24 protein-coding genes are annotated in these 24739 nt (G+C 62.2%); 9 read left to right on the plus strand and 15 right to left on the minus strand.

Features of this window, described 5'->3' with window-relative positions; all coding sequences use genetic code 11:
* Window positions 1-2: 2 nt before the first annotated feature.
* From N5P29_RS11165 to N5P29_RS11175, 3 genes are all read left to right on the plus strand, one after another.
* Complete coding sequence (locus N5P29_RS11165) at window positions 3-2972, plus strand: DEAD/DEAH box helicase (protein WP_262275050.1); 2970 nt, start codon at window positions 3-5, stop codon at window positions 2970-2972.
* A gap of 57 nt (window positions 2973-3029) precedes the next feature.
* Window positions 3030-4688: an amidohydrolase gene (locus tag N5P29_RS11170; RefSeq protein WP_262275051.1), complete on the plus strand. Its 1659-nt coding sequence runs from the start codon at window positions 3030-3032 to the stop codon at window positions 4686-4688.
* Between the two features lie 157 nt (window positions 4689-4845).
* Window positions 4846-5589 carry a polyprenol monophosphomannose synthase gene (locus N5P29_RS11175; protein WP_262275052.1) on the plus strand — a complete coding sequence of 248 codons (744 nt, stop codon included), beginning with the start codon at window positions 4846-4848 and terminating at the stop codon, window positions 5587-5589.
* A gap of 70 nt (window positions 5590-5659) precedes the next feature.
* Here N5P29_RS11175 and N5P29_RS11180 read toward each other — a convergent pair whose 3' ends face one another.
* The 4 genes from N5P29_RS11180 to N5P29_RS11195 form a co-directional block, all read right to left on the minus strand.
* Window positions 5660-6007 carry an RNA polymerase-binding protein RbpA gene (locus N5P29_RS11180; protein WP_011774875.1) on the minus strand — a complete coding sequence of 116 codons (348 nt, stop codon included), beginning with the start codon at window positions 6005-6007 and terminating at the stop codon, window positions 5660-5662.
* Between the two features lie 260 nt (window positions 6008-6267).
* The gene (locus tag N5P29_RS11185) at window positions 6268-7242 is read right to left on the minus strand and encodes an SPFH domain-containing protein (RefSeq protein ID WP_262275053.1); all 975 of its coding nucleotides are present in this window, start codon (window positions 7240-7242) and stop codon (window positions 6268-6270) included.
* Between the two features lie 98 nt (window positions 7243-7340).
* Entirely contained in the window at window positions 7341-7802 is a 462-nt protein-coding gene (locus N5P29_RS11190; RefSeq protein ID WP_262275054.1) for an NfeD family protein, read from the minus strand.
* 79 nt (window positions 7803-7881) lie between these two features.
* Window positions 7882-8724: a methyltransferase domain-containing protein gene (locus tag N5P29_RS11195; protein ID WP_262275055.1), complete on the minus strand. Its 843-nt coding sequence runs from the start codon at window positions 8722-8724 to the stop codon at window positions 7882-7884.
* Window positions 8725-8792: 68 nt separating this feature from the next.
* Between N5P29_RS11195 and N5P29_RS11200 the strand changes: the two genes are divergently transcribed.
* Window positions 8793-10808, plus strand: coding sequence for a S9 family peptidase (locus N5P29_RS11200; protein WP_262275056.1), 2016 nt, complete (start codon window positions 8793-8795; stop codon window positions 10806-10808).
* A 22-nt stretch (window positions 10809-10830) separates the two neighbouring features.
* Here the strand turns inward: N5P29_RS11200 and N5P29_RS11205 are convergent, their stop codons facing one another.
* Window positions 10831-11505: a peptide deformylase gene (locus N5P29_RS11205; protein ID WP_262275057.1), complete on the minus strand. Its 675-nt coding sequence runs from the start codon at window positions 11503-11505 to the stop codon at window positions 10831-10833.
* A 51-nt stretch (window positions 11506-11556) separates the two neighbouring features.
* On the opposite strand from N5P29_RS11205, the gene N5P29_RS11210 reads away from it, so the two are divergent.
* Window positions 11557-11964 (plus strand): nuclear transport factor 2 family protein, encoded by a 408-nt coding sequence (locus N5P29_RS11210; protein WP_262275058.1) that lies wholly within the window; start codon window positions 11557-11559, stop codon window positions 11962-11964.
* On the opposite strand, the gene N5P29_RS11215 is transcribed toward N5P29_RS11210, so the two are convergent.
* From N5P29_RS11215 to N5P29_RS11225, 3 genes are read right to left on the minus strand one after another with little or no spacing between them, the layout of a single operon-like run.
* On the minus strand, window positions 11965-13095 hold the full coding sequence (locus tag N5P29_RS11215; RefSeq protein WP_262275059.1) for an FAD-dependent oxidoreductase: 1131 nt from the start codon (window positions 13093-13095) through the stop codon (window positions 11965-11967). It abuts the gene before it with no gap.
* Complete coding sequence (locus N5P29_RS11220) at window positions 13088-13762, minus strand: class I SAM-dependent methyltransferase (protein ID WP_315973342.1); 675 nt, start codon at window positions 13760-13762, stop codon at window positions 13088-13090. The genes N5P29_RS11215 and N5P29_RS11220 overlap by 8 nt, the downstream gene beginning before the upstream one ends.
* Before the next feature lie 47 nt (window positions 13763-13809).
* On the minus strand, window positions 13810-14946 hold the full coding sequence (locus tag N5P29_RS11225) for a type III polyketide synthase (RefSeq protein WP_262275061.1): 1137 nt from the start codon (window positions 14944-14946) through the stop codon (window positions 13810-13812).
* A 131-nt stretch (window positions 14947-15077) separates the two neighbouring features.
* Here N5P29_RS11225 and N5P29_RS11230 point away from each other — a divergent pair, with 131 nt between their 5' ends.
* Complete coding sequence (locus tag N5P29_RS11230; protein ID WP_262275062.1) at window positions 15078-17471, plus strand: ATP-binding cassette domain-containing protein; 2394 nt, start codon at window positions 15078-15080, stop codon at window positions 17469-17471.
* A 177-nt stretch (window positions 17472-17648) separates the two neighbouring features.
* Here N5P29_RS11230 and N5P29_RS11235 read toward each other — a convergent pair whose 3' ends face one another.
* Entirely contained in the window at window positions 17649-18014 is a 366-nt protein-coding gene (locus N5P29_RS11235) for a hypothetical protein (protein ID WP_262275063.1), read from the minus strand.
* A gap of 235 nt (window positions 18015-18249) precedes the next feature.
* Here N5P29_RS11235 and N5P29_RS11240 point away from each other — a divergent pair, with 235 nt between their 5' ends.
* Window positions 18250-18681, plus strand: a complete 432-nt coding sequence (locus tag N5P29_RS11240; RefSeq protein ID WP_262275064.1) for a hypothetical protein — start codon at window positions 18250-18252, stop codon at window positions 18679-18681.
* 73 nt (window positions 18682-18754) lie between these two features.
* Here the strand turns inward: N5P29_RS11240 and N5P29_RS11245 are convergent, their stop codons facing one another.
* From N5P29_RS11245 to N5P29_RS11270, 6 genes are all read right to left on the minus strand, one after another.
* Window positions 18755-20092: a tyrosine-type recombinase/integrase gene (locus tag N5P29_RS11245; protein ID WP_262275065.1), complete on the minus strand. Its 1338-nt coding sequence runs from the start codon at window positions 20090-20092 to the stop codon at window positions 18755-18757.
* A gap of 163 nt (window positions 20093-20255) precedes the next feature.
* Window positions 20256-20609, minus strand: a complete 354-nt coding sequence (locus N5P29_RS11250; protein WP_201433288.1) for a helix-turn-helix domain-containing protein — start codon at window positions 20607-20609, stop codon at window positions 20256-20258.
* Complete coding sequence (locus N5P29_RS11255; protein WP_262275066.1) at window positions 20602-21732, minus strand: tyrosine-type recombinase/integrase; 1131 nt, start codon at window positions 21730-21732, stop codon at window positions 20602-20604. The genes N5P29_RS11250 and N5P29_RS11255 overlap by 8 nt, the downstream gene beginning before the upstream one ends.
* Before the next feature lie 235 nt (window positions 21733-21967).
* Window positions 21968-22621 (minus strand): RNA polymerase sigma factor, encoded by a 654-nt coding sequence (locus N5P29_RS11260; RefSeq protein WP_262275067.1) that lies wholly within the window; start codon window positions 22619-22621, stop codon window positions 21968-21970.
* 213 nt (window positions 22622-22834) lie between these two features.
* Complete coding sequence (locus N5P29_RS11265; protein ID WP_262275068.1) at window positions 22835-23263, minus strand: VOC family protein; 429 nt, start codon at window positions 23261-23263, stop codon at window positions 22835-22837.
* Between the two features lie 87 nt (window positions 23264-23350).
* Complete coding sequence (locus N5P29_RS11270) at window positions 23351-23806, minus strand: VOC family protein (RefSeq protein WP_262275069.1); 456 nt, start codon at window positions 23804-23806, stop codon at window positions 23351-23353.
* A 176-nt stretch (window positions 23807-23982) separates the two neighbouring features.
* Between N5P29_RS11270 and N5P29_RS11275 the strand changes: the two genes are divergently transcribed.
* Together N5P29_RS11275 and N5P29_RS11280 are read left to right on the plus strand one after the other, a co-directional pair.
* Window positions 23983-24372: a DUF3054 domain-containing protein gene (locus tag N5P29_RS11275; protein WP_262275070.1), complete on the plus strand. Its 390-nt coding sequence runs from the start codon at window positions 23983-23985 to the stop codon at window positions 24370-24372.
* Window positions 24373-24445: 73 nt separating this feature from the next.
* Window positions 24446-24724, plus strand: a complete 279-nt coding sequence (locus N5P29_RS11280) for an Lrp/AsnC family transcriptional regulator (protein ID WP_018777675.1) — start codon at window positions 24446-24448, stop codon at window positions 24722-24724.
* Window positions 24725-24739 lie beyond the last annotated feature (15 nt).

Here is a 24739-nt window from a genome sequence, read left to right on the forward strand (position 1 = left end):
GCATGTCCTCGTTTTCCGGGTCTCCATCTCCATCAGAGCGTTACCAGGCGGCAGCGCAAAGGGCAGCGGAGGCAAAAACCTACCTCGGCGCCTTCGCCGGTTCACTTGACTTCGAGCTGGACGATTTCCAACGCGAAGCGTGCAAGTCACTCCAGGAGGGGCGGGGCGTACTGGTGGCAGCCCCCACCGGCGCCGGCAAGACAATAGTCGGCGAGTTCGCCATCTACCTTGCCCTTCAGCGGGGTCTTAAGGCTTTTTACACCACCCCCATCAAGGCATTGAGCAACCAAAAGTTCTCGGAACTGGCAGAGAAGTACGGTGCGGCCAACGTTGGTCTGCTGACGGGCGACACCACCATCAATGGCGAAGCACCGGTCGTCGTGATGACCACCGAAGTCCTGCGGAACATGCTGTATGCCGACTCGGAGACGCTCAGCGACCTCGGCTACGTGGTCATGGACGAGGTCCACTACCTTGCTGACCGCTTCCGCGGCGCAGTCTGGGAAGAAGTCATCATCCACTTGCCCAGCGAAGTGCAGGTGGCGTCCCTGAGCGCCACAGTCTCCAACGCCGAAGAGTTTGGCGCTTGGTTGGATACTGTTCGCGGCGATACAGACGTGATCGTCTCCGAACACCGCCCCGTGCCGTTGTGGCAGCACGTCATGGTGGGCAGGGAGATCGTGGACCTCTTCGCCGGCGACACCAGTTTTGACGAGATTGCTCCTGTGGCGCCGGGAGCGCAGGAAACCGACGCTCCCGACCTCTCCGAGGGCGCCGAGGTGTCCCGGGAGCCCAGCACAAGCCGCCGCGTTTCGTCCAAGGGAGCATCCGCCCCGAAAGTGCGCCAAGCGGTCACCGGTCCCGAATTCGAAGTGAACCCCGACCTCTTGGCCATGGCGCGTTCGGAGAGCCGCATGAACATGGGCAGCCGTTTTGGCCACGGCGGCCGCAGCCGCCGTCGTCATGACCGGCACCGCGACGACCGCCAGCAGTCCGAGCAGCGAAGTCCTGTCCGCAAGGCGAGCCGCCCCCAGGTGATCGAGAGCCTTAGGCGCCAAGACCTGCTCCCGGCCATCACTTTCATCTTCTCCCGGGCCGGCTGCGATGCCGCCGTAGCCCAGTGCGCTGCATCGGGGCTGTGGCTCACCACCGAGAGGGAGCAGCAGATCATCGCCCAAAGGGTGGATGAGGCCAGCCATGAGATCCCTGCCGACGATCTGGACGTCCTCGGCTTCTGGGGTTGGCGCGACGGCCTGGTCAGGGGCTTCGCCGCCCACCATGCCGGAATGCTGCCCACCTTCAAGGAAGTGGTGGAAAAGCTCTTCGCGGACGGGCTGGTCAAGGCCGTCTTTGCCACGGAAACCCTGGCCCTGGGAGTCAACATGCCCGCGCGCTGCGTGGTCCTGGAGAAACTCGAGAAGTTCAACGGCGAAGCGCACGTCAACATCACGGCGGGGGAGTACACCCAGCTGACCGGGCGGGCCGGCCGGCGCGGTATCGACGTCGAAGGCCACGCCGTTGTGCTGTGGCAACCGGGCACGGATCCCGCGGCTGTTGCTGGTCTTGCCTCCAGGCGCACCTACCCCCTGAACTCCAGTTTCAGGCCCACGTACAACATGAGCATCAACCTGATCGCCCAGTTCGGCCGGGTGAGGGCCCGCGAAATCCTGGAGTCTTCCTTCGCCCAGTTCCAAGCGGACCGTTCGGTGGTTGGCCTGGCCAGGCAGGTCCGTGGCAGAGAGGAGTCCTTGGCCGGATACGCCAAGTCCATGCAATGCCACCTGGGTGATTTCACCGAGTACGCCAAACTCCGGCGCGAACTCAGCGACGCTGAAAACAATGCCGCGCGCGACCATCAGCGAGCCCGCAAATCGCGCGTAGCCGACTCCCTCGCACGGTTGATTCCCGGTGATGTCATCAGCATTTACGGTGGCCGCCTCGCGGGGCACGCGGTGGTACTGGATGTCGATCCACATGCCCGCGAGCCACGTCCCTCAGTGCTGACCCAGGACAACCAACTCCGCAGGATCGGTGTCCACGACCTCGAAGGTCCTGTGTCACCGGTGACCCGGATCCGTATTCCCAAGTCGTTCAACGCCAAGGTTCCCAAGGCCCGCCGCGATCTGGCATCGTCCATGCGCCATGCAATCAGCGAGGACGCGCCCCAACGCCACCGCAACAGCAGGCACGAGGACTTCGGCCTCGGGGCCCGGCTGCCGGACCAGGAGCAGCGCATCGCGGAACTCCGCCGTGCTTTGCGGGCGCATCCCTGCCATGGCTGCAGCGAACGGGAAGACCACGCACGCTGGTCCGAGCGCTGGTGGAAGCTGCGCAAGGAGACCGACGGACTGGTCCGCCAGATCCAAGGCCGCACCAACACGATCGCAAAGACGTTCGACCGGGTATGCGAGGTGCTCTCCACCTACGGTTACCTTGAAACGAACGACGCCGGACAGGTCACCATCAGTGCCGACGGACAGCGTCTTCGCAGGATCTACGGTGAGAAGGACTTGTTAATCTCCCAGTCCATCCGCCAAGGAGCCATCAACGACCTCGACGCAGCGGAACTGGCATCCTTCGCCAGCACCTTGGTGTACCAGGCCAAGCGGGAGGACCGCGGTCTTCGGCCGAAGATGCCATCGGTGTCCCTGGAAACGGCTGTCGATGTAGTTGTCCGGGAATGGTCCAGGCTGGAGGACACCGAGGAACAACACCGTCTGCCCTTGACGGGCGAACCCGAGCTTGGCCTGATGTGGCCGATGTACAAGTGGGCCAAGGGCCGCCATCTCCAGGACGTGCTCAGCGGAACCGACCTGGCGGCCGGAGACTTCGTCCGTTGGGCCAAGCAGGTGGTGGACCTCCTTGACCAGCTGGCCAAGATTCCCCAGCTTGACCCGCGGCTGGGCCGGATCTGCCGTGAGTCCATCGATCTGGTCCGCCGGGGTGTCGTGGCCTACTCCACAGTGGCCTAGCGCGCTGACCACCTGTCCCACGAAATATTTGTTGCCCATGCTCAAGGAGCTCACCACATGAACCAGCCCGGCACGCCTGTCGGCCAGCAACACCAAGGATCCGGCCGTAAGGTCACCATGTACCGGAACGGATCGATCTATACGGCGGCAGATCCCTTTGCGACCGCCATGGTGGTGGATGGGGACACCGTGGCGTGGGTGGGGTCTGAGCAGGCCGCAACGTCCATTGCTGATTCATCCATGGAGGTCATCGATCTCCGTGGTGCCCTCCTGGCTCCGGGCTTCGTGGATTCGCACGCCCACCTGACGGAAACCGGTGTGGCCCTTGGGGGCCTCCAGCTCGGCACCGTTCGTTCAGCGACAGAACTGCTCGACGCCGTTGCAGCCGCAGGCGGTTCGGGCACCATCCTGGGTCACGGCTGGGACGAAACAACGTGGAACGATCCCACGCTGCCCAACCTTGAAGAGATCCAGAGAGCAGCGGGGGACCGCCAGGTCTACCTGTCGCGCATCGATGTCCACTCCGCCTTGGTCTCTGCCTCCCTGGTGGTGGCCGCAGGCCTTGATGGCCTCGACGGGTACGCCGGAACTGCCCGGGTAGTAGGGGCTGCGCATACAGCGGCCCGCCTCCACGCACGACGATTCCCCGAAGCAGAACGGCGCACGTACCAGGAGCTGGCCTTGAATGAGGCAGCCTCCCACGGTTACGTTGCTTTGGCTGAAATGTCGGCACCGCATATTTGCGGGCCGGAGGACCTGCGAACGGCGGCGTCTTGGAACGACCAGGGTGACCACCCGGAGATCCTCCCGTACTGGGGCGAATTGGCGTCCTCGGAAGAACACGCGCAAACAATTTTGAATGGTTTGGGCACCGGCGTCCTGGGCCTCGCGGGCGATCTCAACATGGACGGTTCCATCGGTTCCCGGACAGCTGCCCTGCTGGAGGATTACTCTGATGCCCCCGGACACCGGGGCAGTCTCTATCTTTCGGTGGACGAGGCCGCAAAACATCTCGCAGCGACGTCGGCCTTGGGCCTGCAGGCAGGCTTCCATGTCATAGGCGACGCCGGACTGGGCGCCGTCCTGGACGCGCTGGATTCCGCGGCGGCCGAGGTAGGGGAGCAGCGTATCCGCGCAGCCGGCCACCGGCTCGAACACGTGGAGATGGCTGACAAGTCGGCCATCGACAGGCTCGCCAAGTACTCGGTGACGGTGAGCGTCCAGCCCGGCTTTGACGCTGCCTGGGGCGCTCCCGGGGAGTTGTACGAACAACGACTGGGCAATCGCAGCCGCAGCATGAACCCCTTTGCTTCGTTCTATTCCAGTGGCGTTCCCATCGCCTTCGGCAGTGACAGCCCCGTGACCGCCCTACGGCCGTGGTCCAGCGTCCGGGCCTGCCTTGAGCACAGCAACCCGGATCAACGCATCTCGGCACGGGCGGCCTTCCTGGGACACACCCGTGCTGGATGGCGCGCCGCCAAACACCGGAACCCCCTCATGGGGCAGCTGGTCCCCGGCGCCCCGGCCAGCTTCGCTGTCTGGGAAGTCGAAGAGCTGATGGTCCAGGTAGCGGACAGCCGGGTCCAGTCATGGAGCACCGATCCCCGCGCACGGACACCGCTGCTGCCCGCCCTCGACACCGGGGCAGACCCGCGTTGCCTGCAGACGGTCCACCATGGCCGTGAGCTCTTTGCCCACGAGTCACTCCGCGTGTAGCTGAGGACCATCACAGGGCACCATCCCGACCACTGTGGCCGGGGCCACAGACGCAAAAGTCCTGGCCGCCGTCGTCCTATAATGGAGAGTTGCGCCAGAACGCCAGCTGCCATGCTGGTCCGGCACACCGACCGCTCCATCAAGGAAAGGCCTCTTCTTGCGTGTCCTGACGATCATTCCCACCTACAACGAGCTGGAATCGCTCCCCGTGACGCTGGGACGGCTGCGCGCCGCAGTTCCCGAATCCGACGTCCTGGTGGTCGACGACAACAGCCCTGACGGCACGGGAAAGCTTGCCGACGACTTCGCCGCGGAGGACAACCAGGTTCACGTCCTGCACCGCAAGGGCAAGGAAGGCCTGGGCGCTGCCTACATCGCCGGCTTCAAGTGGGGCCTGGCAGCCGGTTATGACGTCCTTGTCGAAATGGATGCGGATGGATCACACAAGCCCGAACAGCTGCCCCTGCTCCTTGACGCCGTGAAGGACGGAGCGGATCTGGCCATGGGCTCCCGTTGGGTTCCCGGCGGCAGCGTGGTGAACTGGCCGCTCTACCGTCAGGCCATCTCCCGCATCGGCAGCACGTACGCCCGCATCATGCTGGGTGTAAAAATCAAGGACGTGACCGGCGGCTACCGCGCCTTCCGCCGCAGCACGCTGGAGGCATTGAAGCTCGATGAAGTCGAGTCGGTCGGTTACGGCTTCCAGGTGGACCTTGCCTGGCGCGTGGCCAAGCTTGGCCTTCGCATCGAGGAGCGCCCCATCACCTTCGTGGAGCGCGAACTCGGGGCATCGAAGATGAGCGGCAACATTGTGGTCGAAGCCATGATCAACGTCACCAAGTGGGGATTGGCAGCACGCTGGGCCAAGCTCACCGGCAAGTCAACCGAAATGGCCAAGTAGTACTTACAGCAAAGGCCGGGTCTGGTTCCCAAGGGAGAACCTGACCCGGCCTTTTTGCGTGTTGTGGAAACTATGCCGAACGGCGTTCCCCGCGGCGCTCACGAAGGATGTTGAGGCGATCCTCAAGGATCTGCTCCAACTCGGGAAGGCTGCGGCGTTCCAGCAGCATGTCCCAGTGGGTGCGGACGGCTTTTTCGTTGGCATCCACGGGACGCTCGCCATCGACCAGGAGCGCTTCCTTACCCGTCTTGGAAACCCACACGGGCGGGATTTCCGCTTCGGAGGAGAAGGTTACGAAGACCTGCTCGCCATCCTCGCAACGGTACTCGACCCGCTGGCGCGGTGCCGGTTCAACGCCGGATTCAGTTTCCATGCTTTGGGCGCCAAGACGCATACCCCGCAGGCTGCGATCGCTCATGATTACTCCCTCTGTCTGTTCGCGGAGCAGGAACTCCGCGCTAGCCGTAAGCCGTTTTCACGATCCCTACGGACTACTTCTGCACACCTTGCATCACTAATTGCAACGCCTGGCAAAGCTTTAATGTTCCGTCCACGCTGAACCAGCCGGACAAATATCCCATTATACGCTGATCCTTACTGACTACTCAAAAGCGCGCGGACGCAGCGAGCGGCCAGCCGAAATGGCTGACCGCTCTTGTCCTTGCTGTGGAGTTGGAACTACTCCGCCGTGCGTGATGGTTCCACTGTGCCCGCCGACTCAGGTTCCTTGGCCCCGCCGTCGAAAAGCCCCGCAACGGGGGAGTCCCCGCCATTGCCTCCCAGTGCGCCGCCGATACCCTTGAGGGCCTCGCCTACTTCGCTGGGAATGATCCACAGCTTGTTCGAGGTGCCCTCCGCGATCTTCGGAAGTGTCTGAAGGTACTGGTAGGCCAGCAGCTTCTGGTCCGGGTTGCCCTTGTGGATTGCATCAAAGACTTTCTGGATGGCCTGCGCTTCACCATCTGCGCGGAGGATGGCGGCCTTGGCGTCACCTTCGGCCGCGAGGATCGCGGCTTGGCGCTGACCCTCAGCGGTCAGGATCTGGGACTGCTTGGTACCTTCGGCAGTCAGGATCGCCGCACGGCGGTCCCGCTCTGCACGCATCTGCTTTTCCATCGAGTCCTGGATTGAGTGGGGCGGGTCGATCGCCTTGAGCTCTACCCGGGAGACGCGGATTCCCCAGCGTCCCGTTGCCTCGTCCAGCACACCACGCAGTTGACCGTTGATCTGGTCGCGTGAGGTCAGCGCTTCTTCCAGGTTGAGCCCACCCACCACGTTACGAAGCGTGGTGGTGGTCAGCTGTTCCACTGCCTGGATGTAGTTGGCGATCTCGTACGTTGCCGCCCGTGGATCAGTGACCTGGAAGTAGACCACGGTGTCAATGGAAACAACCAGGTTGTCTTCAGTGATGACCGGCTGCGGTGGGAAGGACACGACTTGCTCACGCAGGTCGAGCAGTGGCAGGAGCCTGTCGACAAACGGAATCAGGATGGTCAGTCCCGGGTTAAGCGTGCGCTGGTACTTGCCGAGCCGTTCAACGACGCCGGCACGTGCCTGCGGAATGATCCTTACCGAGCGGACCAACACGATGATGACAAAAATGACGAGAACAATCAGCACAATTGCCGCTGCTGTTCCTCCTAAGCCGTCCATACATCTCCTTCGTTCCCCAATTGCGTGGTTTGATGCGGCTGTTCGCGGGCAGGCAACCCGGTCCGGGAACAGCCTGAAATCTTGAGTGCGCCGAAGCGTCAGCGGGGGCTGTTGTCGGCGGCCGAGGCGACCACCGCCGTCGCCCCGTCAATTTTGGTGACCTGAACGGTGGCGCCGGCATCGATGACACCAGCCGCGCTGCGGGCGCTCCAAACGTCGCCACCAATTTTCACCAGCCCGCTGGTGCTGCTCACGGCTTCAATGACGAGGGCAGGCTGGCCTATGAGCCGGTCTATGTTTGACAGCTGTTCCGTGGGGCCCTTGCGCAGGTGGTTCAAGGCTACTGGCCGGACAAAAACGATCATCAGAAGGGACACCACGCAGAAGATGACGATCTGCAGCCAAAGATCGGCGCCGGAGAAGTCCGCAACGAGCCCGGCAAGCGCACCACCGCCCAGCATGATGAAGAAGAGGTCGAGAGTCAGCATCTCCACCACTGCGAACGCGAGGAAGACTGTAAGCCATAGGGCCCACCAGTTCTCGCCGAGCCATTCAAACATCGTTCCCCCTTGGTCCCGGATCCCGCGAGCGGGATCACAGTCGCTGTTCCTCCATCCTAGCCCGCGGCGCGGTCAAGCGTCAGGACGTGGTGAACACGCTGATCCGGAACTTGGCCGTCGTGTCCATGTCCTCGTCTGACGCTGCCAGTTCGGACAGCTGCTCCTGACGGAGATGGTGTCCAGCGGGCCCCATGTAGGCCAGGTCGGCTACTTCGCTTCCCGACAACACCAGCGGCACATCCAGGGAACGGCTGGTGGGCGAATCGAACCAGCCGCTCATGGACTCGGCCAGCCGTTCTTCCTTCCCCTCTTCGATCCCGAGCATCCCTGTCCTCGCAGCGATCTCCTGGAGGTGGCCGGACCGCGGCGTCACCACCAGCAACGATCCTCCGGGGCGCAGAATCCGCGCGAACTCCGCAGGGTTCCGCGGCGCGAAAACAACCGTCACGACGTCCGCCGAGTTATCCGCCATGGGCAACGGACGCCAAATGTCCCAGACCACGTTGGCAGCCCCGGGGTTGAGCCGTGCCGCACGCCGAAGGGCGAACTTGGAAATGTCCATCCCAACGGCGCTAGCCCCCGTTGCCTCCATAACAGTGCGGAGGTAATGACCGGTGCCGGTTCCGGCGTCGAGAACCAGTGGTTCCGGCCCTCGGATGGCCTCCGCGGCCATCTCTGCCACCGCTGAAGCCAATTCCGAGTAGTGCCCTGCTTCCAGGAACCGGGCCCTGGCGGCCACCATCTCGGCTGTGTCCGCTTCGAAAGCCGTTCCTTTGCCTGTAAGGAAGTTGAAATAGCCTTGCTTGGCAGCATCAAACAGGTGTCCCGACCGACACGCGAGGGTTGCCGGACGGGCCTGACGCAACTCGAAAAGTCCTTGGCAAACAGGGCATCGCAGGGCGGAGACGGCGTCGGACAACATGGCTTCAATCCTACGGTGGACGGAGTGTCTGGTGCCGCCGGGCAGGCCACCCCGCTAGGCTCACCATCGTGAAACCAGAGCAGCTGCCCCTGTTGAACTCCGTGTCCGCCCCGGCAATCCACCCTGACGGCACGAAGGCGGTGGTATCAGTCACAAGGCCGGATTTCGACGCCGACAGTTACGTTGGCCAGCTCTGGTCGGTCCCCTTGGACAACAGCAAATACCCGCGTCGCATTACCCGGGGTTTCAGGGACACGTCTCCGGCCTTCTCACCTGACGGGCTGGTGCTCGCCTTCCTCAGGAGCGATCCCGGCGGCAAACCCCAAGTGTTCGTCGTGGAGTCGGCGGGCGGCGAACCGCAGAGAATCACAAACCAGCGCGCAGGCGTCGATAGCTTCGTCTGGGCGCCGGACTCGCACCGCATCGCCTTCCAGGCCAGGGTCCCTGAACAGGGACATTATGGAACGATCGATGGCGTAGGTCCGGGAGCCGAAGACCCGCGCTACGTTGTTGCCAACCAGTACATGATGAACGGCGTCGGCTATACCGCCGACCAACGGCAGCAACTGTTCGTAGTGGATGTACCCGAACTCGGTGGAGAGCCCGCAGTGACTCCCCGGGGCCGGTCCGCCCACGAGCAGCCCGTGCCGGAAGGCCTTGGTCTCCCCGCCTCACGGCAGCTCACTTTCGGCGAATCCGACCACACTTCGCCCGCCTTCTCGGCTGATGGATCCCACCTATATTTTGTGGCTGCGCTTCATGAAGGTCACGACGACGATCTGGTCACCTCGGTTTACCGGGTGGAAGCCGCGGGAGGCGAGCCGGTCGCCGTCGAACCTGTCAACCGAAAGCAGCAGACCGTCAGCACTGTGAGGGCTTCGGAGGATGGCCGGTGGTTGTTCTACATCGCCCAGGACCTCGGAGATACCGGCAGGGATTTTGTAGCGCGGAATTCAGTACTTTACGCGATGCCGGCCGGTGGGGGAGAGGCCGTGGCACTGACCGACGTCGAACACCTGGACGTCTCGGGCCCGCTGGAAACAAGCGGGCCGGCAAGCGTCCTTGTCCTGAACACCGTCTTGGGCAGTGTCGAACTCCTGGATGTTACTGCTGATGGCACCATCACTCCGCTCGTCTACGGTGCGCGGGTGGTCATCGGAGCTTCTGTTGCCGCCAACGGGGAGACCGCGGTGACCTTCTCCGATGCTTCCACGGTCGGGGATGTGGCGTCTTTGGAGCGTGGTGAACTTCGCCTCCTGACGGACTTCTCCGGGAACCTGCGGAACAACTCCACAGTCATTGAGCCGATGGAGTTTGAGGCCGAATCAAGCGACGGCCACCCTGTTCATGGCTGGCTGGTGATGCCGGAAGGCCCCGGACCACACCCGGTCCTACTCACCATCCACGGCGGCCCTTTCTCCCAATACACGGGAGCCTTCTTCGACGAGGCCCAGGTTTACGCGGCGGCCGGATACGCGGTGGTGATGTGCAACCCCCGCGGTTCCTCAGGCTATGGACAGGACCATGGGCGTGCCATCAAGGGCCAGATGGGCACGCTGGACATGCAGGATGTGCTTTCCTTCCTGGACGCAGCCCTGGCCGCCCATTCTGCCCTTGACCCGGAGCAAGTGGGCATCATGGGCGGTTCCTATGGCGGCTACTTGACGGCGTGGATCATCGCCCACCACCACAGGTTCAAAGCAGCGATCGTGGAACGTGGATTCCTTGATCCCGTCAGCTTTGCCGGTTCCTCGGACATCGGCTGGTTCTTCGGCAACGAGTACACAGGACCCACCCGGGAGGATATGGACGCCCAAAGTCCGATGGCCGTCGTCGGGGATGTCCGGACGCCAACGCTTGTGGTCCACAGCGAAAATGATCTGCGCTGCCCCATCGAACAAGGCCAGCGCTATTACGCGCACTTGAAGGCACAGGAAGTCGACACAGCCCTGCTGGTGTTCCCGGGTGAGGACCACGAATTGTCCCGATCCGGCACGCCGCACCATCGCCGCCAGCGCTTCGAGCACATCCTTCGATGGTGGGCAAAGTATCTTCCAAGTGCTTTGAACCAGACCGAGGCCTGAGGAGGCAGGTCACTCAACGGCTTCAGCCGGGGAAACCGAGTGACCTGCGCGCCCCGTCGATGTCCGGAGAAGCCCAACGTGCTGTGTGCTCGGCATTGCTGGCCAAGGACCGGATCTCGGACTTATCCAAGTACAGGACACCGTGGAGATGGTCGGTTTCATGCTGGACGATTCGAGCCTGCCACCCCGAGAACCATTCCTCTACCGGCTCACCGGAAGGCGTGGCATAGGACAACTCAACATTCCGGTGCCGTTCCACCACAGCCTGATACCCCTTCACTGAGAGGCATCCTTCATAGAACGACGCTGTTTCCGTACCCAAGGGCCGGTATGTCGGATTAACGATGGCGAAAAAGTCCAGTGGCTCCCTGTGCCGCACCTCAGCGGAGACAGGATCGATCTCGTACTTGTCCTCAAGGACAGCCAGCTGCAGGGGAATACCGAGTTGTGGAGCCGCCAGGCCAACACCCGGCGCTGCGTGCATGGCCTCGCGCATCCGGTCGATCAGTGCCAGGAGTTCGACGTCGTCGAGCTGGCCGTCATACGGCGCGGCGAGCTGGCGCAGCACCGGGTGCCCCGCCTGGACGATGCCGGGCAGTTCTTCGGAGTCCAACAGTCTTCGGACGGCGTCCCGGATTTGGAGGGGATTGAAGTCCGTAGCGGGACTCTTGGCTCCGGGATGGGTTTGATGCGTCATGCATCGAGCCTATCGCCACGAGCGTCTACGGCGGTGGGCTAGGCTCATGGGATGACCACTCCCACCCCTCTGGAGCACGTACTCTCGTTCGTGCGGGCAGTTGAAGCCGGCGGCGGCTCAGCCGAACTGCGGCCTTTCCTGGCTGAGGACTTCCAGCTCACGGAATGGCCCCATGCCCTGTCCAAGACCGGCTCCACCCGGAATCTTGCCGAAACCCTGTCGGGCGCTGACGACAGCCAGGACATCGTGGCCGACCAACGCTTTGAGGTCGTCCGCACCACCTGCCAGGATGACCGTGTGGTGCTGGAGATGAACTGGTCGGCCACGCTGCTTCTGGACCTTCCGCATTGGGACCGTGGTGACACCATCCGCGCACGGAGCACAGCAGTCTTCCAGCTGCGGGATGGCCTGATCATCAGCCAGGACACCTACGACTGCTACTACACCGTGCCCGAATAGCTACCGCATGGTGAAGCGCCGCTCCACGAGCTGCGTAACACCAGGCATCCCCAGCAGGCCGGCGAAGAGTCTGTTCCTCACTGTCATGGCGGCCGGCGGAAGTGGTCTGCCCAAGGCCATGTTCAGGCCGGCCTGCCGCGACGCGCGGACCGCAGCCTTCCTCCGGGTCTTCTCAAAGTCCTGCAGCAGCGCCCCAACGTCTGTTCCTGCCAAGGAGGCGTCGATGATCGGCGACAGGGCCGCTGCGTCCAGCCACCCCAGGTTCATGCCCTGCCCGCCGATGGGGCTGATCTCGTGGGCGGCGTCTCCGAGCATCACCACCCGCCCGTGGACCATCCGTGGAAGCAACCGCGACTGCACCTCAAAGGCACTGAGCATCGTATTGCCCGCCGGCTCCAGTACCTCACCCGTTCGTGACTCGACCAACCTGGCCAGACCATCCGCCGTCGCGCCTCTGGCTGGTGCACCAAGCCGTACCACCCATCTCCGGACGCCTCCGGGCAGCGGAAAGGACTCGACAATTCCAGCGGGTTCCAGATAGAGCACCGCATCTGCGCCATGGCCGGTGCTGTCGGGGAAGTCGCCCATGAGGTACGCGTCCGGGTAGCTCCTTGGAGAAACGTTTGGGGCGAAGCGGCATCGGAGGGAAGAGTGGGCCCCATCCGCAACGATCGCCAGCTGCGCGGTTAACTCCTGGTTGCCCTCCTTTGAAAGGGCAACGACACGCACGTTGGCGCCTTCGTCGCAGACCTCCAGGACCTCGATACCCCGGGCAATCGCGGATCCATCCAGTCGGAGCACGGCGTCCTCCAAGACCTTCTCGGTGATGGTCTGGGGGACTGCCAGGATGAACGGATAGGCGGGATCGCTGGCGAAGGGCAGTTCGGCAACTTTGCGCCGCCGGCTGTAGGCGACACCCTTCGTGATATGGACTCCGGCGGAAACAAGCTCGTGTGCAACGCCGGCGCATGCCAACTCCGCAAGGGCCGGTGGATGGATTCCGATCGCGCGTGAGCGCATGCTTCTGCTGTTCCGGCGTTCGAGGATACGGACCCTGTGGCCACCCTGGAGTAGCCGCAAGCCCATGAAGAGGCCTACTGGACCCGCTCCAACAACGACGACGTCAAGCACGATCCTGCTTCCCCGATCCGCGGTGCTCGTGGATGAGCATGTTGTGCCAAGGGCCGTTTCGCTCAGCCCGCCAGCCGGGCGGTATGACGGATCTTAGTTCCGGCAATGTGTAACTGCGCCTGATGGACAGCAGGCCGTCTTTCACAATGTAGGAACCCCACCCCAAGGGCCAGAAGCCCGCCATGAACAGAAGGTAGGAGACGTTGCTCCGTGCCAAGTCATTGTGAAGAACTAGACGCCCGGCGAGCAATTCGGAATCGCGCAGGACTCCAGCGAACTGCCCTGAGTCCAGGTGGTGAAGGATATGGTTGGAAATTACGACGTCGAAAGCCGCTCCTTCCGCAACCAGCTCTGAGCTGTGAGCCTTTCGGTATGACACTCCCTCCACGGGGTTTAAGCCAGTCGCAAAAGCATGGGCCCGGGAGTCCGGATCTATCGCAGTCACTTCCAACACGAAGCCATCCCGCCGCGCCCACCGGCCCAGGCTGCGGGCCACGTCACCACTGCCACTTCCAATGTCCAGCAATGTCGCGCGCCCGGTTTCGGCCAAGAGCGGACGGAGGCGGCGTTCATAGGTCCGCCGCCATCGCGAAAGGAGCCTGTTGACCACGGGAAACCGAGCATATGTCCTGTTGAGCAGCAGTGGGTCACAGTCGGGGTCGTCCATGTCCTCGATGCTGACAAGGTCCCTCTCGCTCAGGGACCCCCAAGGACTCACAGAGCGGGGGAGACCAGGGTGAAAAGGCCGGTCTCCACCGTGAGGCCGGGGCCGAAGGCCATGGAGCAGATCCGCTCTTCCCGTTCACTGGCGGCCTGTCCCAGCATGTACTTCAGGACGAACAGGACCGTGGCACTGCTCATGTTGCCGAATTCCCGCAGCGTCTCCCTGGCCGGTACCAGCTGCTCCTGGGTCAGTTCCAGCTTTGACTCAACCTTGTCCAGGATGCTCCGTCCGCCGGGATGGATGGCCCAGTGGGCGATGTCCCGGTAGGGCACGCCTGCGAGCTCGGGCTCCTTGGCCAGCAGGGGCTCCAATGCACCTGTGATGTGTTCCTCGATAATGTGCGGCACGTAAGAGCCGAGGACCATTTCAAATCCCTCGTCGCCGATGTTCCATGCCATGGCTTCCTCGCCAACCGGCGTCAGCACTGTTTCGAAGTGATCCAGGCGAATCACCGGTTCGTCACCCTCGGGTTCCTTGGCGGTGATGATTGCCGCGGCCGCGCCGTCTCCGAAAATGGCGGAGCCCATGATGGTGTCCGGATCATTGGATGTCCTGACGTGGAGGGAACAAAGTTCCACACAAATCACCAGGACCACCGCTGCAGGATCCGCCACGCAGAACTGCTTTGCAGCTTTCATGGCCGGGAAGGCCGCATAACAGCCCATGAACCCAAGGTGGTAACGCTGCACCGCCGGATTCAGGCCCAAGGCCCTGACCACCTTGTAGTCGGGACCGGGATTGAAGAATCCCGTACAGGACACCGTGATCACATGCGTGATGTCATCAAGATCCACGCCTTGAGCATGGGCCACCGCTGTTTTGCCAGCCTCGATGAACAGTTTGGTGGCTTCGGTGGCAAAAATTTCGTTGCGGACTTTGGTGCTCGGGCTCAAGACCTTGTTGGTGCGTGGGTCGAAGAACTTCGGGTTTTCAGGATGCGCGTCGAGGCTCAGCTCTTCCACGGCCGTGAAGCGCGTATCGATGGCGGCCGAATCAAAACACGTCGTGACGAGCCGGGTTCCCAGGCGCGTCAACCCAGGTTGGGAGGCGAAAACCTCACGGGCTTGCTGCTGGACAAGGATGGTTGGCGGAACGGCGGTTTCGAGGGACCTCATGTATACCGGCATGCTTCATTCTTAGTGAGTAAAGCCGGGAAGACAATGGCAGAATCAATCGTATTGACCGAGGGTGGTCAACCAGAGCCAGGCGACGCCGACGGGGGACTGTTGGGCAGCGCCGCCCAAGGGACGGAGAAACCATGACTATTGCTGCCGGTTCGGATACACAATCTCCTGCGCTGCACGTTGCCGATACCCACGACCTCATCCGGGTTCAGGGCGCACGTGAGAACAACCTCAAAAACGTCAGCATCGAAATCCCGAAACGTCGGCTCACCGTGTTCACTGGGGTGTCGGGGTCCGGCAAGAGTTCGCTTGTTTTTGCCACCATTGCAGCCGAGTCGCAGCGGATGATCAACGAGACCTACAGCGCCTTTGTCCAAGGATTCATGCCGTCCCTGTCACGGCCCGACGTGGACGTGCTGGAAGGACTCACGACGGCGATCATCGTCGACCAGGAGCGGATGGGTTCCAACCCCCGCTCGACGGTAGGGACCGCCACGGACGCAAACGCCATGCTTCGTATTCTGTTCAGCCGCCTCGGCCAGCCACACATTGGGTCCCCGAACGCTTATTCCTTCAATGTCCCCACGGTGAAGGCCAGCGGAGCAATCACCGTGGAGCGCGGCGAGGGGAAGACCAAGACCGAGAAGGCCACCTTCAACCGGCTGGGTGGGATGTGCTCGCGCTGCGAAGGCATGGGATCAGTCAGCGACTTCGATCTGACTGCGCTTTACGATGACAGCAAATCGCTCAGCGAAGGCGCCCTTACCATCCCCGGCTACAGCATGGACGGCTGGTACGGACGCATCTTCAGCGGCACCGGCTACTTCAACATGGACAAGCCGATCGCCAAGTTCACCAAGAAGGAACTCCACGATCTCCTCTACCGGGAGCCCACCAAGGTCAAGGTGGAGGGAATCAACCTGACCTACGAGGGCGTCATTCCCAAGATCCAGAAATCGATGCTTTCCAAAGACGTCGATGCCTTGCAACCCCACGTCCGGGCTTTTGTTGAGCGGGCGATCACGTTCACCACGTGTCCCGAGTGTGAGGGCACCAGGCTGAGTCCGGAGGCCCGGTCTTCCAAGATCAAGGGCAAGAGCATTGCCGATGTCTGCACCATGCAGATCAGCGACCTCACCGATTGGATCCGCCAACTGGATGAGCCCTCAGTGGCACCGCTGCTCAAGGGCCTCCAGCATCTTCTGGACTCCTTTGCCGACATTGGCCTGGGCTACCTGTCTCTCGACCGACCTGCGGGGACGCTGTCCGGGGGAGAGGCCCAGCGCACCAAGATGATCCGCCATCTCGGCTCGTCCTTGACCGACATCACCTATGTGTTCGACGAACCTACCATCGGGCTGCACCCGCACGACATCGAGCGCATGAACCAGCTGCTGCTCCAGCTGCGGGACAAAGGAAACACCGTTCTTGTGGTCGAGCACAAGCCGGAAACCATCGCCATCGCGGACCACATCATCGACCTCGGCCCGGGCGCTGGAAGCGGTGGCGGCGCAGTCTGCTTCGAAGGGGACCTGGACGGACTGCGGGGGAGCGGCACCATCACCGGGCGCCACCTTGATGACCGTGCGTCACTCAAGACCCAGGTCCGGACAGCGACCGGTCAGTTGGAAGTGCGGGGCGCCGCCACCAATAACCTTAAGAATGTGGATGTGGACATTCCCTTGGGCGTTCTGTGCGTCCTGACCGGCGTTGCCGGCTCCGGGAAGAGCTCACTGGTTCACGGTTCAGTCGCCAAACGTGATGGCGTGCTGGTGATTGACCAAGGTGCCATCCGGGGTTCCCGCAGGAGCAACCCTGCCACCTACACCGGTCTTCTCGAGCCGATCCGGAAGGCATTCGCCAAGGAAAACGGCGTGAAGCCGGCACTCTTCAGTTCGAACTCCGAAGGCGCGTGCCCCACCTGCAACGGTGCGGGCATTATCTACACGGATCTGGGCGTCATGGCCACCGTGGAATCCACCTGCGAAGAATGCGAGGGAAAGCGCTTTCAGGCATCGGTTCTTGAATACAAGCTGGGTGGGCGCAATATTGCAGAAGTGCTTGCAATGTCTGTGAACGAAGCTGAGGTTTTCTTCAGCGACGGCGACGCGCGCACGCCTGCCGCCCACAAAATCCTGGACCGCCTCGCCGACGTCGGACTCGGCTATCTGACACTGGGCCAGCCGTTGACCACGTTGTCCGGTGGTGAGCGGCAACGGCTGAAGCTTGCCACGCAAATGTCGGAGAAGGGCGAGATCTACATCCTGGACGAGCCCACAACGGGCCTGCACCTGGCTGACGTCCAGAACCTGCTGGGCATGCTGGATCGTCTGGTCGAGTCCGGAAAGTCGGTCATTGTGATCGAGCACCATCAGGCGGTCATGGCTCACGCCGACTGGATCATCGACCTCGGACCCGGCGCCGGGCACGACGGCGGCAAGATAGTTTTCGCTGGAACTCCGGCCGAGCTGGTGGCAGGCAAAGCGACACTGACCGGCAAGCATCTGGCTGCCTATGTCGGGGCTTGAGAGCCACTTCCACGGACTCTCCTAAACTGGTAGCGGGACGTGTTCGTGTGGGACGAGTTGCGCGGCAGGAACACCAGTACCGTTTTGCACTGATGCACAGAACCCCGGAGTGGTCTGATGCATGACTGGTGCTGGTCCGGACAGGGCGATGACTATCAGTGCACGTCTAGCTCGGAATCAGCTCGGAAGAACCGGTTGGGCTGATGACTCCTGCTCTTCATCGAACCAGCGCACAGCGCCGCTGCCTTCGTAAGCCAGACTGAGTGTCTCCTGCATCGCTGCCGCCTGCTGGACCGCAAGGTCGAGCTGTTCAACCACTAGGGAGACGCCGGAGACGCTTTCGTCGTGGTGTTCCGCGAAGTGGACTCCCGGCATGGCGCCCTGGTGCCATTGGGCGAGTTCACGCAGCACATGCTCAATGGAGCGCTGCGTGTCCATCAGGGCGCCCAAGACCTGGCCGCTTCCGGAGGGCCGGTCAAGCCGGCCACTGAGTTCGGCGAGCTCACCAGCGGCCAGCCGGAGGCTGCCGGATGCCTCGACCACGTCTTTTTCCCTCAATGCTGCACCTGCTTCTCGTTGACGCCGTGGCCACCAGTTTACGTAAGCTTCCGTGCGCGACCAGTTCAGGCAGCGAGGACATCGCCTGAGGCATGGCAGGTGACGTTTGGAAACGCCCAATTCTTCAGGGAATTGGAGTCCTAGCAGCTACTTCTACTCCCGTGGTTTCACTGGCAGCGGGACGTGTTGATGTGGGACGATTCGGTGACATGATTCTGGCGTGACTTCTATCGTTGAGGCAGCCATTGAAACGCTTTACGAGGCGCGTATTCCGTTGGGTCCGGGTCTAACTAATGCCGAGGTCGCCGAGGTCGAGCAACACTTCGGCTTCAGATTCAGCCCTGATCATGTGGGGCTGTTGAGTCTGGCGACGCCGATGGGCCCTGGATGGGTTGATTCGTTGGGGGAGCCTGACGAGATTCGGCAGCGGCTCAACTGGCCACTGGAGGGAGCCCTGTTTGGCGTTGAGCAGAATGCTTTCTGGCCTGATGAATGGGGCGAAAGGCCAAGTGAAACGGCTGCGGCTTTGCAGGTAGCGCGCGAGCAGATGCGGCTAGTGCCGACGTTGATTCCGATTTACTCACACCGGTATCTCCCTGGCGCGCCGGCGCCGGCAGGAAGTCCTGTTTTTCCGTGCACCAAACCGACGTGATCTATTACGGCAGCGATCTAGCTGCATACTTCGCTGCCGAGTTTTTTCGGGACTCAGATCTGAAGACTCCGACTCACCGCGTTGACTTTTGGTCTGATCTGGCAGACGGCCGGTGGACATGACCTTTGGTCGTGCTGAGCGAATTTATGTATTGGGCGTAGTTGGCTGACGAATCGATGGCGTGGCGGTCGATTGTGGCCGGGGAGTAGCCGAGGGCTTCGGCGATGATGGCCACGGGGGCGAGTTTGGTGAGTTCGTGGAGGGTTCCGAGCCTGGCTGCGCGACTGCTGAAGGCCGTGCTCAGTCGTTGGGTGAGGGTTGAGGCTTGGATGTGCTGGCCGGGTGAGCCGCCGCGGAATACCCAGTTGCTTTTGGGGTGCGCTGCTGTTTGGTGATGGGTTGGGGTGGCTGCGAGTTCGCGCCAGGGCTCGTCGAGCGGTGGCGTAAGTGCGATTTTGACGGTTCCGAGGGTAATGGTGACGAGTTCCTCTGTCACGGTGACGTTGTCCCAGGTCAGTTTGGCGATGTCCGAGACTTGCTGGCCGAAGACCAGGATGAGAATGGCTGCTGCGCGGTCTCTCGGGTTCATGTCGGCAGTGCGGCTGAGATTGGTGACGAGTTCAGTCTGGGCGGCGGCGTCGAGCCGCGGGCTGGTGCCGCGGCGGTGGGGCTGCAGTTTCAGGGAGGGATCGATGAGGTTGGTCCTGATTGCCCAGTCGAGGAATCGTGATGCGATGCCTCGCGTCGTGGGGCCTTCTGCCTGCCATCGGTCCAGGTGTGCCTGGTTCACTTCGGCGAGTTCGATGCCTTGTTCGCTGAGCCAGTTCTGCAGGTCGATGGCGACGGTGACTGCTTGTTTGGCCCGCAGGAACGTTCCTCGGGTGACTTCGTCCATCTGATTCATGCGGCGCTGGTGGTGCCAGCGGATGTATCGGCGGGTGATGTCGCGGTGGCTGGGGCTGGTGATCCGGTCGAGGGCCTGCTCGGCCCAGTCGCTAAACTTTGCACTGAGTTCATCTCGTCGCGGCAGTGCATTGTGTTCGACCATGAGTCCGCGGACGTATTCGCGGGTGCGTGATGCCGGGAGTTGGTCGAGGCGGGCGTGGGTAATCGCAGGCTCGGTGGCGAGTTGTTGGAGGAATTCGGTGACGTGTGGTTGCTGGATCCAGGTGAGTCCGCTGTTGGCGCGTTTCATGGACTTCAGAGCGGTTCCAACTGCCCGGAGTTCGGGGGAGGGCGGCCGGTTGTCCGGCGTGCTGAGGATCCGGTCAACGGTCAGGGCAAGGATGCATGACCAGCATCGGTTGCCTGAGTGTAGTTCGTCTTCTTTGCCGCATGAGATGCAGTCGACGTTGAGGTGGACGCCGGAGCATTTCCGGCAGGCCGGCAGGGTGTCGACGCGGCCGGGCAAGACTCCCTCGTGGCCGCAGGCGCAGCTGCCGCGAGTTCTTTTGGCCTGTTGGTAGCAGTAGCCGCAGATTCCGCCGTCGGGCCAGCGAACTGCGATTTGATGGTGTTCGGCGCAGCGGGCGCAGGCTTCAGGCCATTTTGCGGGGTCGCCGGCTTTACGGGGCCTAGTCATCTTCGTCCGGTGGCAGAACCCGGATCCGGCGGGCAATTGGCGCACCGGGAGTGATGCCCAGGTCTTCTGGCCGCTTTGGGGCGTTCGCGGTCTTGGCGGCGCGCATCTGCACGAAGGGCTCGAACAGGTCGTTGGGCGTGCACTCGAGGATGTCGCAGAGGGCGGCGAAGGTCTGGGCGGGAATGCGCTCGGGTGTTCCAGTGACGAGCCGGTGGACCTGGGCGTTGGAGAGGTTGATGCCCCGGGCCTTGAGCAGGGGGAGCAGCTCGGTGGTTTTCCAGAGGTTTCGTTGGGCCATGAGCTGCCGGAGGTTCCAGCGGTAGCCGATCCGTCGCTGTTCAGCCATGGCTGTTCCCCTCGCCGTCGCCCGTGCGTAGCCGCTGGGCGATCATTTTCTGGATGGTCTTCTGTTTGAAGTCCGCCGACACGGAAGTATAGAGGGCCGTGGTGGAGGAGTAGTTGTGTCCGACTTGCTGCTGGATAAACAGCGGGTCGTAACCGGCTTCAATCAGGTGCGTCACGTAGGAGTGCCTCAGCGTGTGCAGGGTCAGTTCTTCCGGGAGCCCGGCGATCTTCCGCACCCGCTGGAAAGAACGGTCGAAGTTGCGGTAAACAGTCGAGCCTGAGCGCTCCGACGGCCAGAGACTGGCGGACCGGTCAGCGGTCGGGAATCGCTTGCGGCCGTCAGGGGAGAGCCAGTACTCGAGGAGCCCCACCACCCAGTCGAATTCCGGGACGGTGAGCACGGTCCGGCGCCGGGGCCCTGAGCCCTTGGTTCCCTTGGCCCAGCGCACCTGGAGCGCCCCGAAACGGCCGAACTGCTCGACGTGCGGGTTCGGGCCGAAATCGACGTACTCGAGCATCACCAGTTCACGCCGGCGCAGCCCGTAGGCGTAAGCGACCTTGAACGCCGTCGAGTCCCTCAGCGCCGGCAGCCAACGCTTTGAACCCTTGGCGAACTCGGTGTCGACCAGGTCATCTGCGGCGTCAAAGAAGGTCTGCAGTTCGGTCCGAGTGAAGGCCCGGCGCCGCGCCGGCACGGCATCATCGGTCGTATGACGGGGTGAGTTCCACTCGAAGACCACCTGCACCGGAATGTCTGAAAAGACCCGTTCGCAGAACGACGCCCAGCCGTAACGCCCGTCCGTCAGGTAGGAGCAAAACGCCCTGATAGCCCCGGAATTAGCCCTCAGCGTCGACAGCGCCAGACCCTTCTCTGAGCTGCGCCGGTCCGCCAGGAACTCGTCCACATGATGGGCCGTCCACGTCCACGGATACTCATTGGCGTGCTCCTGGAACCGCTGGACTGTCCCGCACGAGCTTTTGATGTACGACGTCGACAGGCCGCGCGCCAGCATCTGCGCACGCCAGCCATCCAACATCGCCTCGAAAACACGATCCTCGGCACGCAGCAGCCCGACATTGACGTTGGTCAGAAAGGCCGGAATCCGCCCAGGTTCAATACTCACTAATCAAACTATACGCAAAAATCTCTCACTTAATGAGAGATTACGTTGCTGCACCGCAGCATCGCGCGCATAGACGCGTTCATACCAGTCGGCGTCGAGGTCTCACTACAACCGCCTGACCTGCGCAAACACTAAAAGGCTAATTGGGACCAGTTCTCTCATCTACTTCTACTCGTCCCACTCAAACGCCGATAATCTACATTATGTCAACTAGCGTTTTGGAGGCCCACCCCCATCACGGCATCACAGAGGCTTCGAGGTAAGCCCTCCGTAAGGCTTTCCGCGCCCGAACGGACAAGGCTGAGACAGCATTCGGGGTAATCCCCATCAGCTCGGCGATCTGGGCCGGCTTCATGGCTTCCACCTCGCTGAACCAGAGCACCGACTGCCAGCGATGCGGCAGGGAACGCAATACTTGGATCAGCACGGCGGTCTCATCGACTTCCAGCCCGGAATGGTTGTTCCCGATGTCCTCGGGCAAGGGAAATCTCATTGGGCACGCACGCCGGGCCTGGATGTTTCGACGATGCGCCATCCGTCGGACGATGCTCAAAAGATAGCCCCTGAACGATTGCCTCGGGCCGCCACCTTCCTTCAGCGCCTGAAAGACGGATGCGAAGGCTTCTCCCACAATGTCCTCGGCGTCCGATGGATTATCCGCTTCCCTCATGGCGACGTAGAGCGCGATACCGCCATACCTGTGGAAGAGTTCTCCGAACGCGGCAGGCTGGCTGGCCCGGACCTGGGCAATCAGGACATCGTCGCCCGCCTCGGCAGCCTGGCCCTCCAGCCCGCTCCCCCGCCGTTCGCCAACCGGCTCAGGCGGCAATGCGCGCTGCGGCTGCTGCGCGTGGATGACTGCGGTATCTGACAAGGCAGCAGCGGGCATGGCTCCTCTTCGGGCGCTCTATCAAGGGGTCCTTGAATCTAGGGCGCCAGGAGCCTGGATGACGTCGGAATGCAGCTTTTTGATGAAATTTCAGCGATGGACGCAGGATTTTTGCGGTTCAGGCTCGTAAGCGGCCCGAGTGTTCACGGCACACGAAAGCCCCGCCGGAAGCATCCGGCGGGGCTTTCGAGCTGTGCGTCAGTTTGCCTTAGCTCAGCCTTGCTGCTGGGCTCCGGCGATGTTCACCAGCCAGGCTATGCCGAACTTATCCACGCACATTCCAAAGACATCCCCCCACGGTGCGCTTTCGAGCGGCATGGTGACCGTTCCGCCGTCGACGAGCTTGTCCCAGTAGCCGCGAAGTTCCGCTTCGTCCGAAGATTCGCCGCTCAGCGATACGGAAATGTTGTTTCCCGGGTTGTACTCCATGCCGTTCGGCGTATCGGCGGCCATGATGGTCAGGCCATTGGGCGAGACAAGCATGGCGTGCATCACCTTGTCGGCTTCGGCAGGATCCTGGCTGGCCTGGTAATCGCCGAAGGTGCTGATGTTCAACTCACCGCCGAACACTGACTCGTAGAAAGTGATCGCGTCACGGGCGTTGTCCCTGAAGGAGATGTAGGGATTCAGGCGGGAAGTCATGTGGTCAGTTCTCCTTTTATTGTTGGTGTTTATGCACGTCATCGTGCCTCGCGGGCACCGGCAACCGGCCGGCCCTCCCCCACAGTTTCAGTCGCCGTCGTACGCCTTTTGCAGGACGGCGAGGTCGAGTTTCCGCATTTTTAACATGGCCTCCATGGCACGTTGCGAGCCCGCGGCGTCCGGACCGTTCAGGAGTCCGGTCATGGCAGTGGGAACAATTTGCCAGGAAAGGCCAAACTTATCCTTGAGCCACCCGCACTGGCTCTCCTCTCCCCCAACAAGCAGAGCCTCCCAGTATCGGTCGACCTCCTGTTGGGATTCGCAGTTCACCACCAAGGAAACTGCCTCATTGAACGTGAAATGTGGGCCTCCATTCAGACCCATGAACTGCCGGCCCTCGATCTCAAACTCGACCGTGAGGGCGCTGCCATCCGGACCAGGCACGCCAGGACCGATCGAAGAGTTGTCGAATATCGATGTGTAAAACTGTGCTGCCTCAGCCGCTTGGCCGTCGAACCACAAACAAGTAGAGATCTTCTGCATGCGCCACTCCTCGAAGGACGACGGGAACCGCGTGTCCCCCATCAGAGGCTAGTACCGCGAGTTCGCTCACACAACGGGCCAACATCGATTACCCATGGTTTGGGGATAACTGAAGCCGCGCTGCGGATTGGGCGCCGACTTCGCGCCTGCGCGGCGTCCCCGATAGGGTCAAATGCATGTCTTCGTCCACTAAGTCCTGGCTGGCGGCCGCCGCCGGGGATCTTGTCCTGATTCTTGTCTTTGCCGCGATCGGCCGGGACGCCCACGCCCGCGGCGACATCATCTCCGGCGCCTTCATCACCGCCTGGCCCTTTTTGGTCGGCGCGTTGGCCGGCTGGCTTGCCCTCAGGGTGTGGCGCGCACCCTTCTCCATCTGGCCTTCGGGTGTGGCAGTGTGGCTGGGCGCCGTGACTGTTGGGATGCTGCTCAGGGCCGCAACGGGGCAAACCGTGGCGCTGCCCTTCATCATTGTTGCGTTGATCAGCCTGGGCGTCTTCCTGCTCGGATTCCGTGCATTGTTCACCCTCATCCGTCGAGCCGCGACCAAGCGGCAACACCGGGCGTGATCCGGACCGGGAACCAGAGGATGCACTAGGCTGGGAACCGTCCGCAACGATGCTTTTTTCGGAAAGGCCCCACGTGATCACCGCTTTTGTCCTGATCAAGACCGATGCCTCACGCATCCCGGAAACCGCCGAGCAAATTTCGGCCATCCAAGGCATCAGTGAGGTCTATTCAGTCACCGGCGAATGGGATCTTATTGCTGTCGCCAGGGTTTCCAAGCATGAAGATCTTGCCGACGTCATCGCCGACCGCCTGTCCAAGGTGCCTTCGGTGGTCCACACCACCACGCACATCGCTTTCCGTGCCTACTCGCAGCACGACCTCGATGCCGCCTTTGCACTGGGTTTTGAATAAACCCTGAACCCGTAG

This window comes from Paenarthrobacter sp. JL.01a (genome assembly GCF_025452095.1).
Taxonomy (GTDB): domain Bacteria; phylum Actinomycetota; class Actinomycetes; order Actinomycetales; family Micrococcaceae; genus Arthrobacter.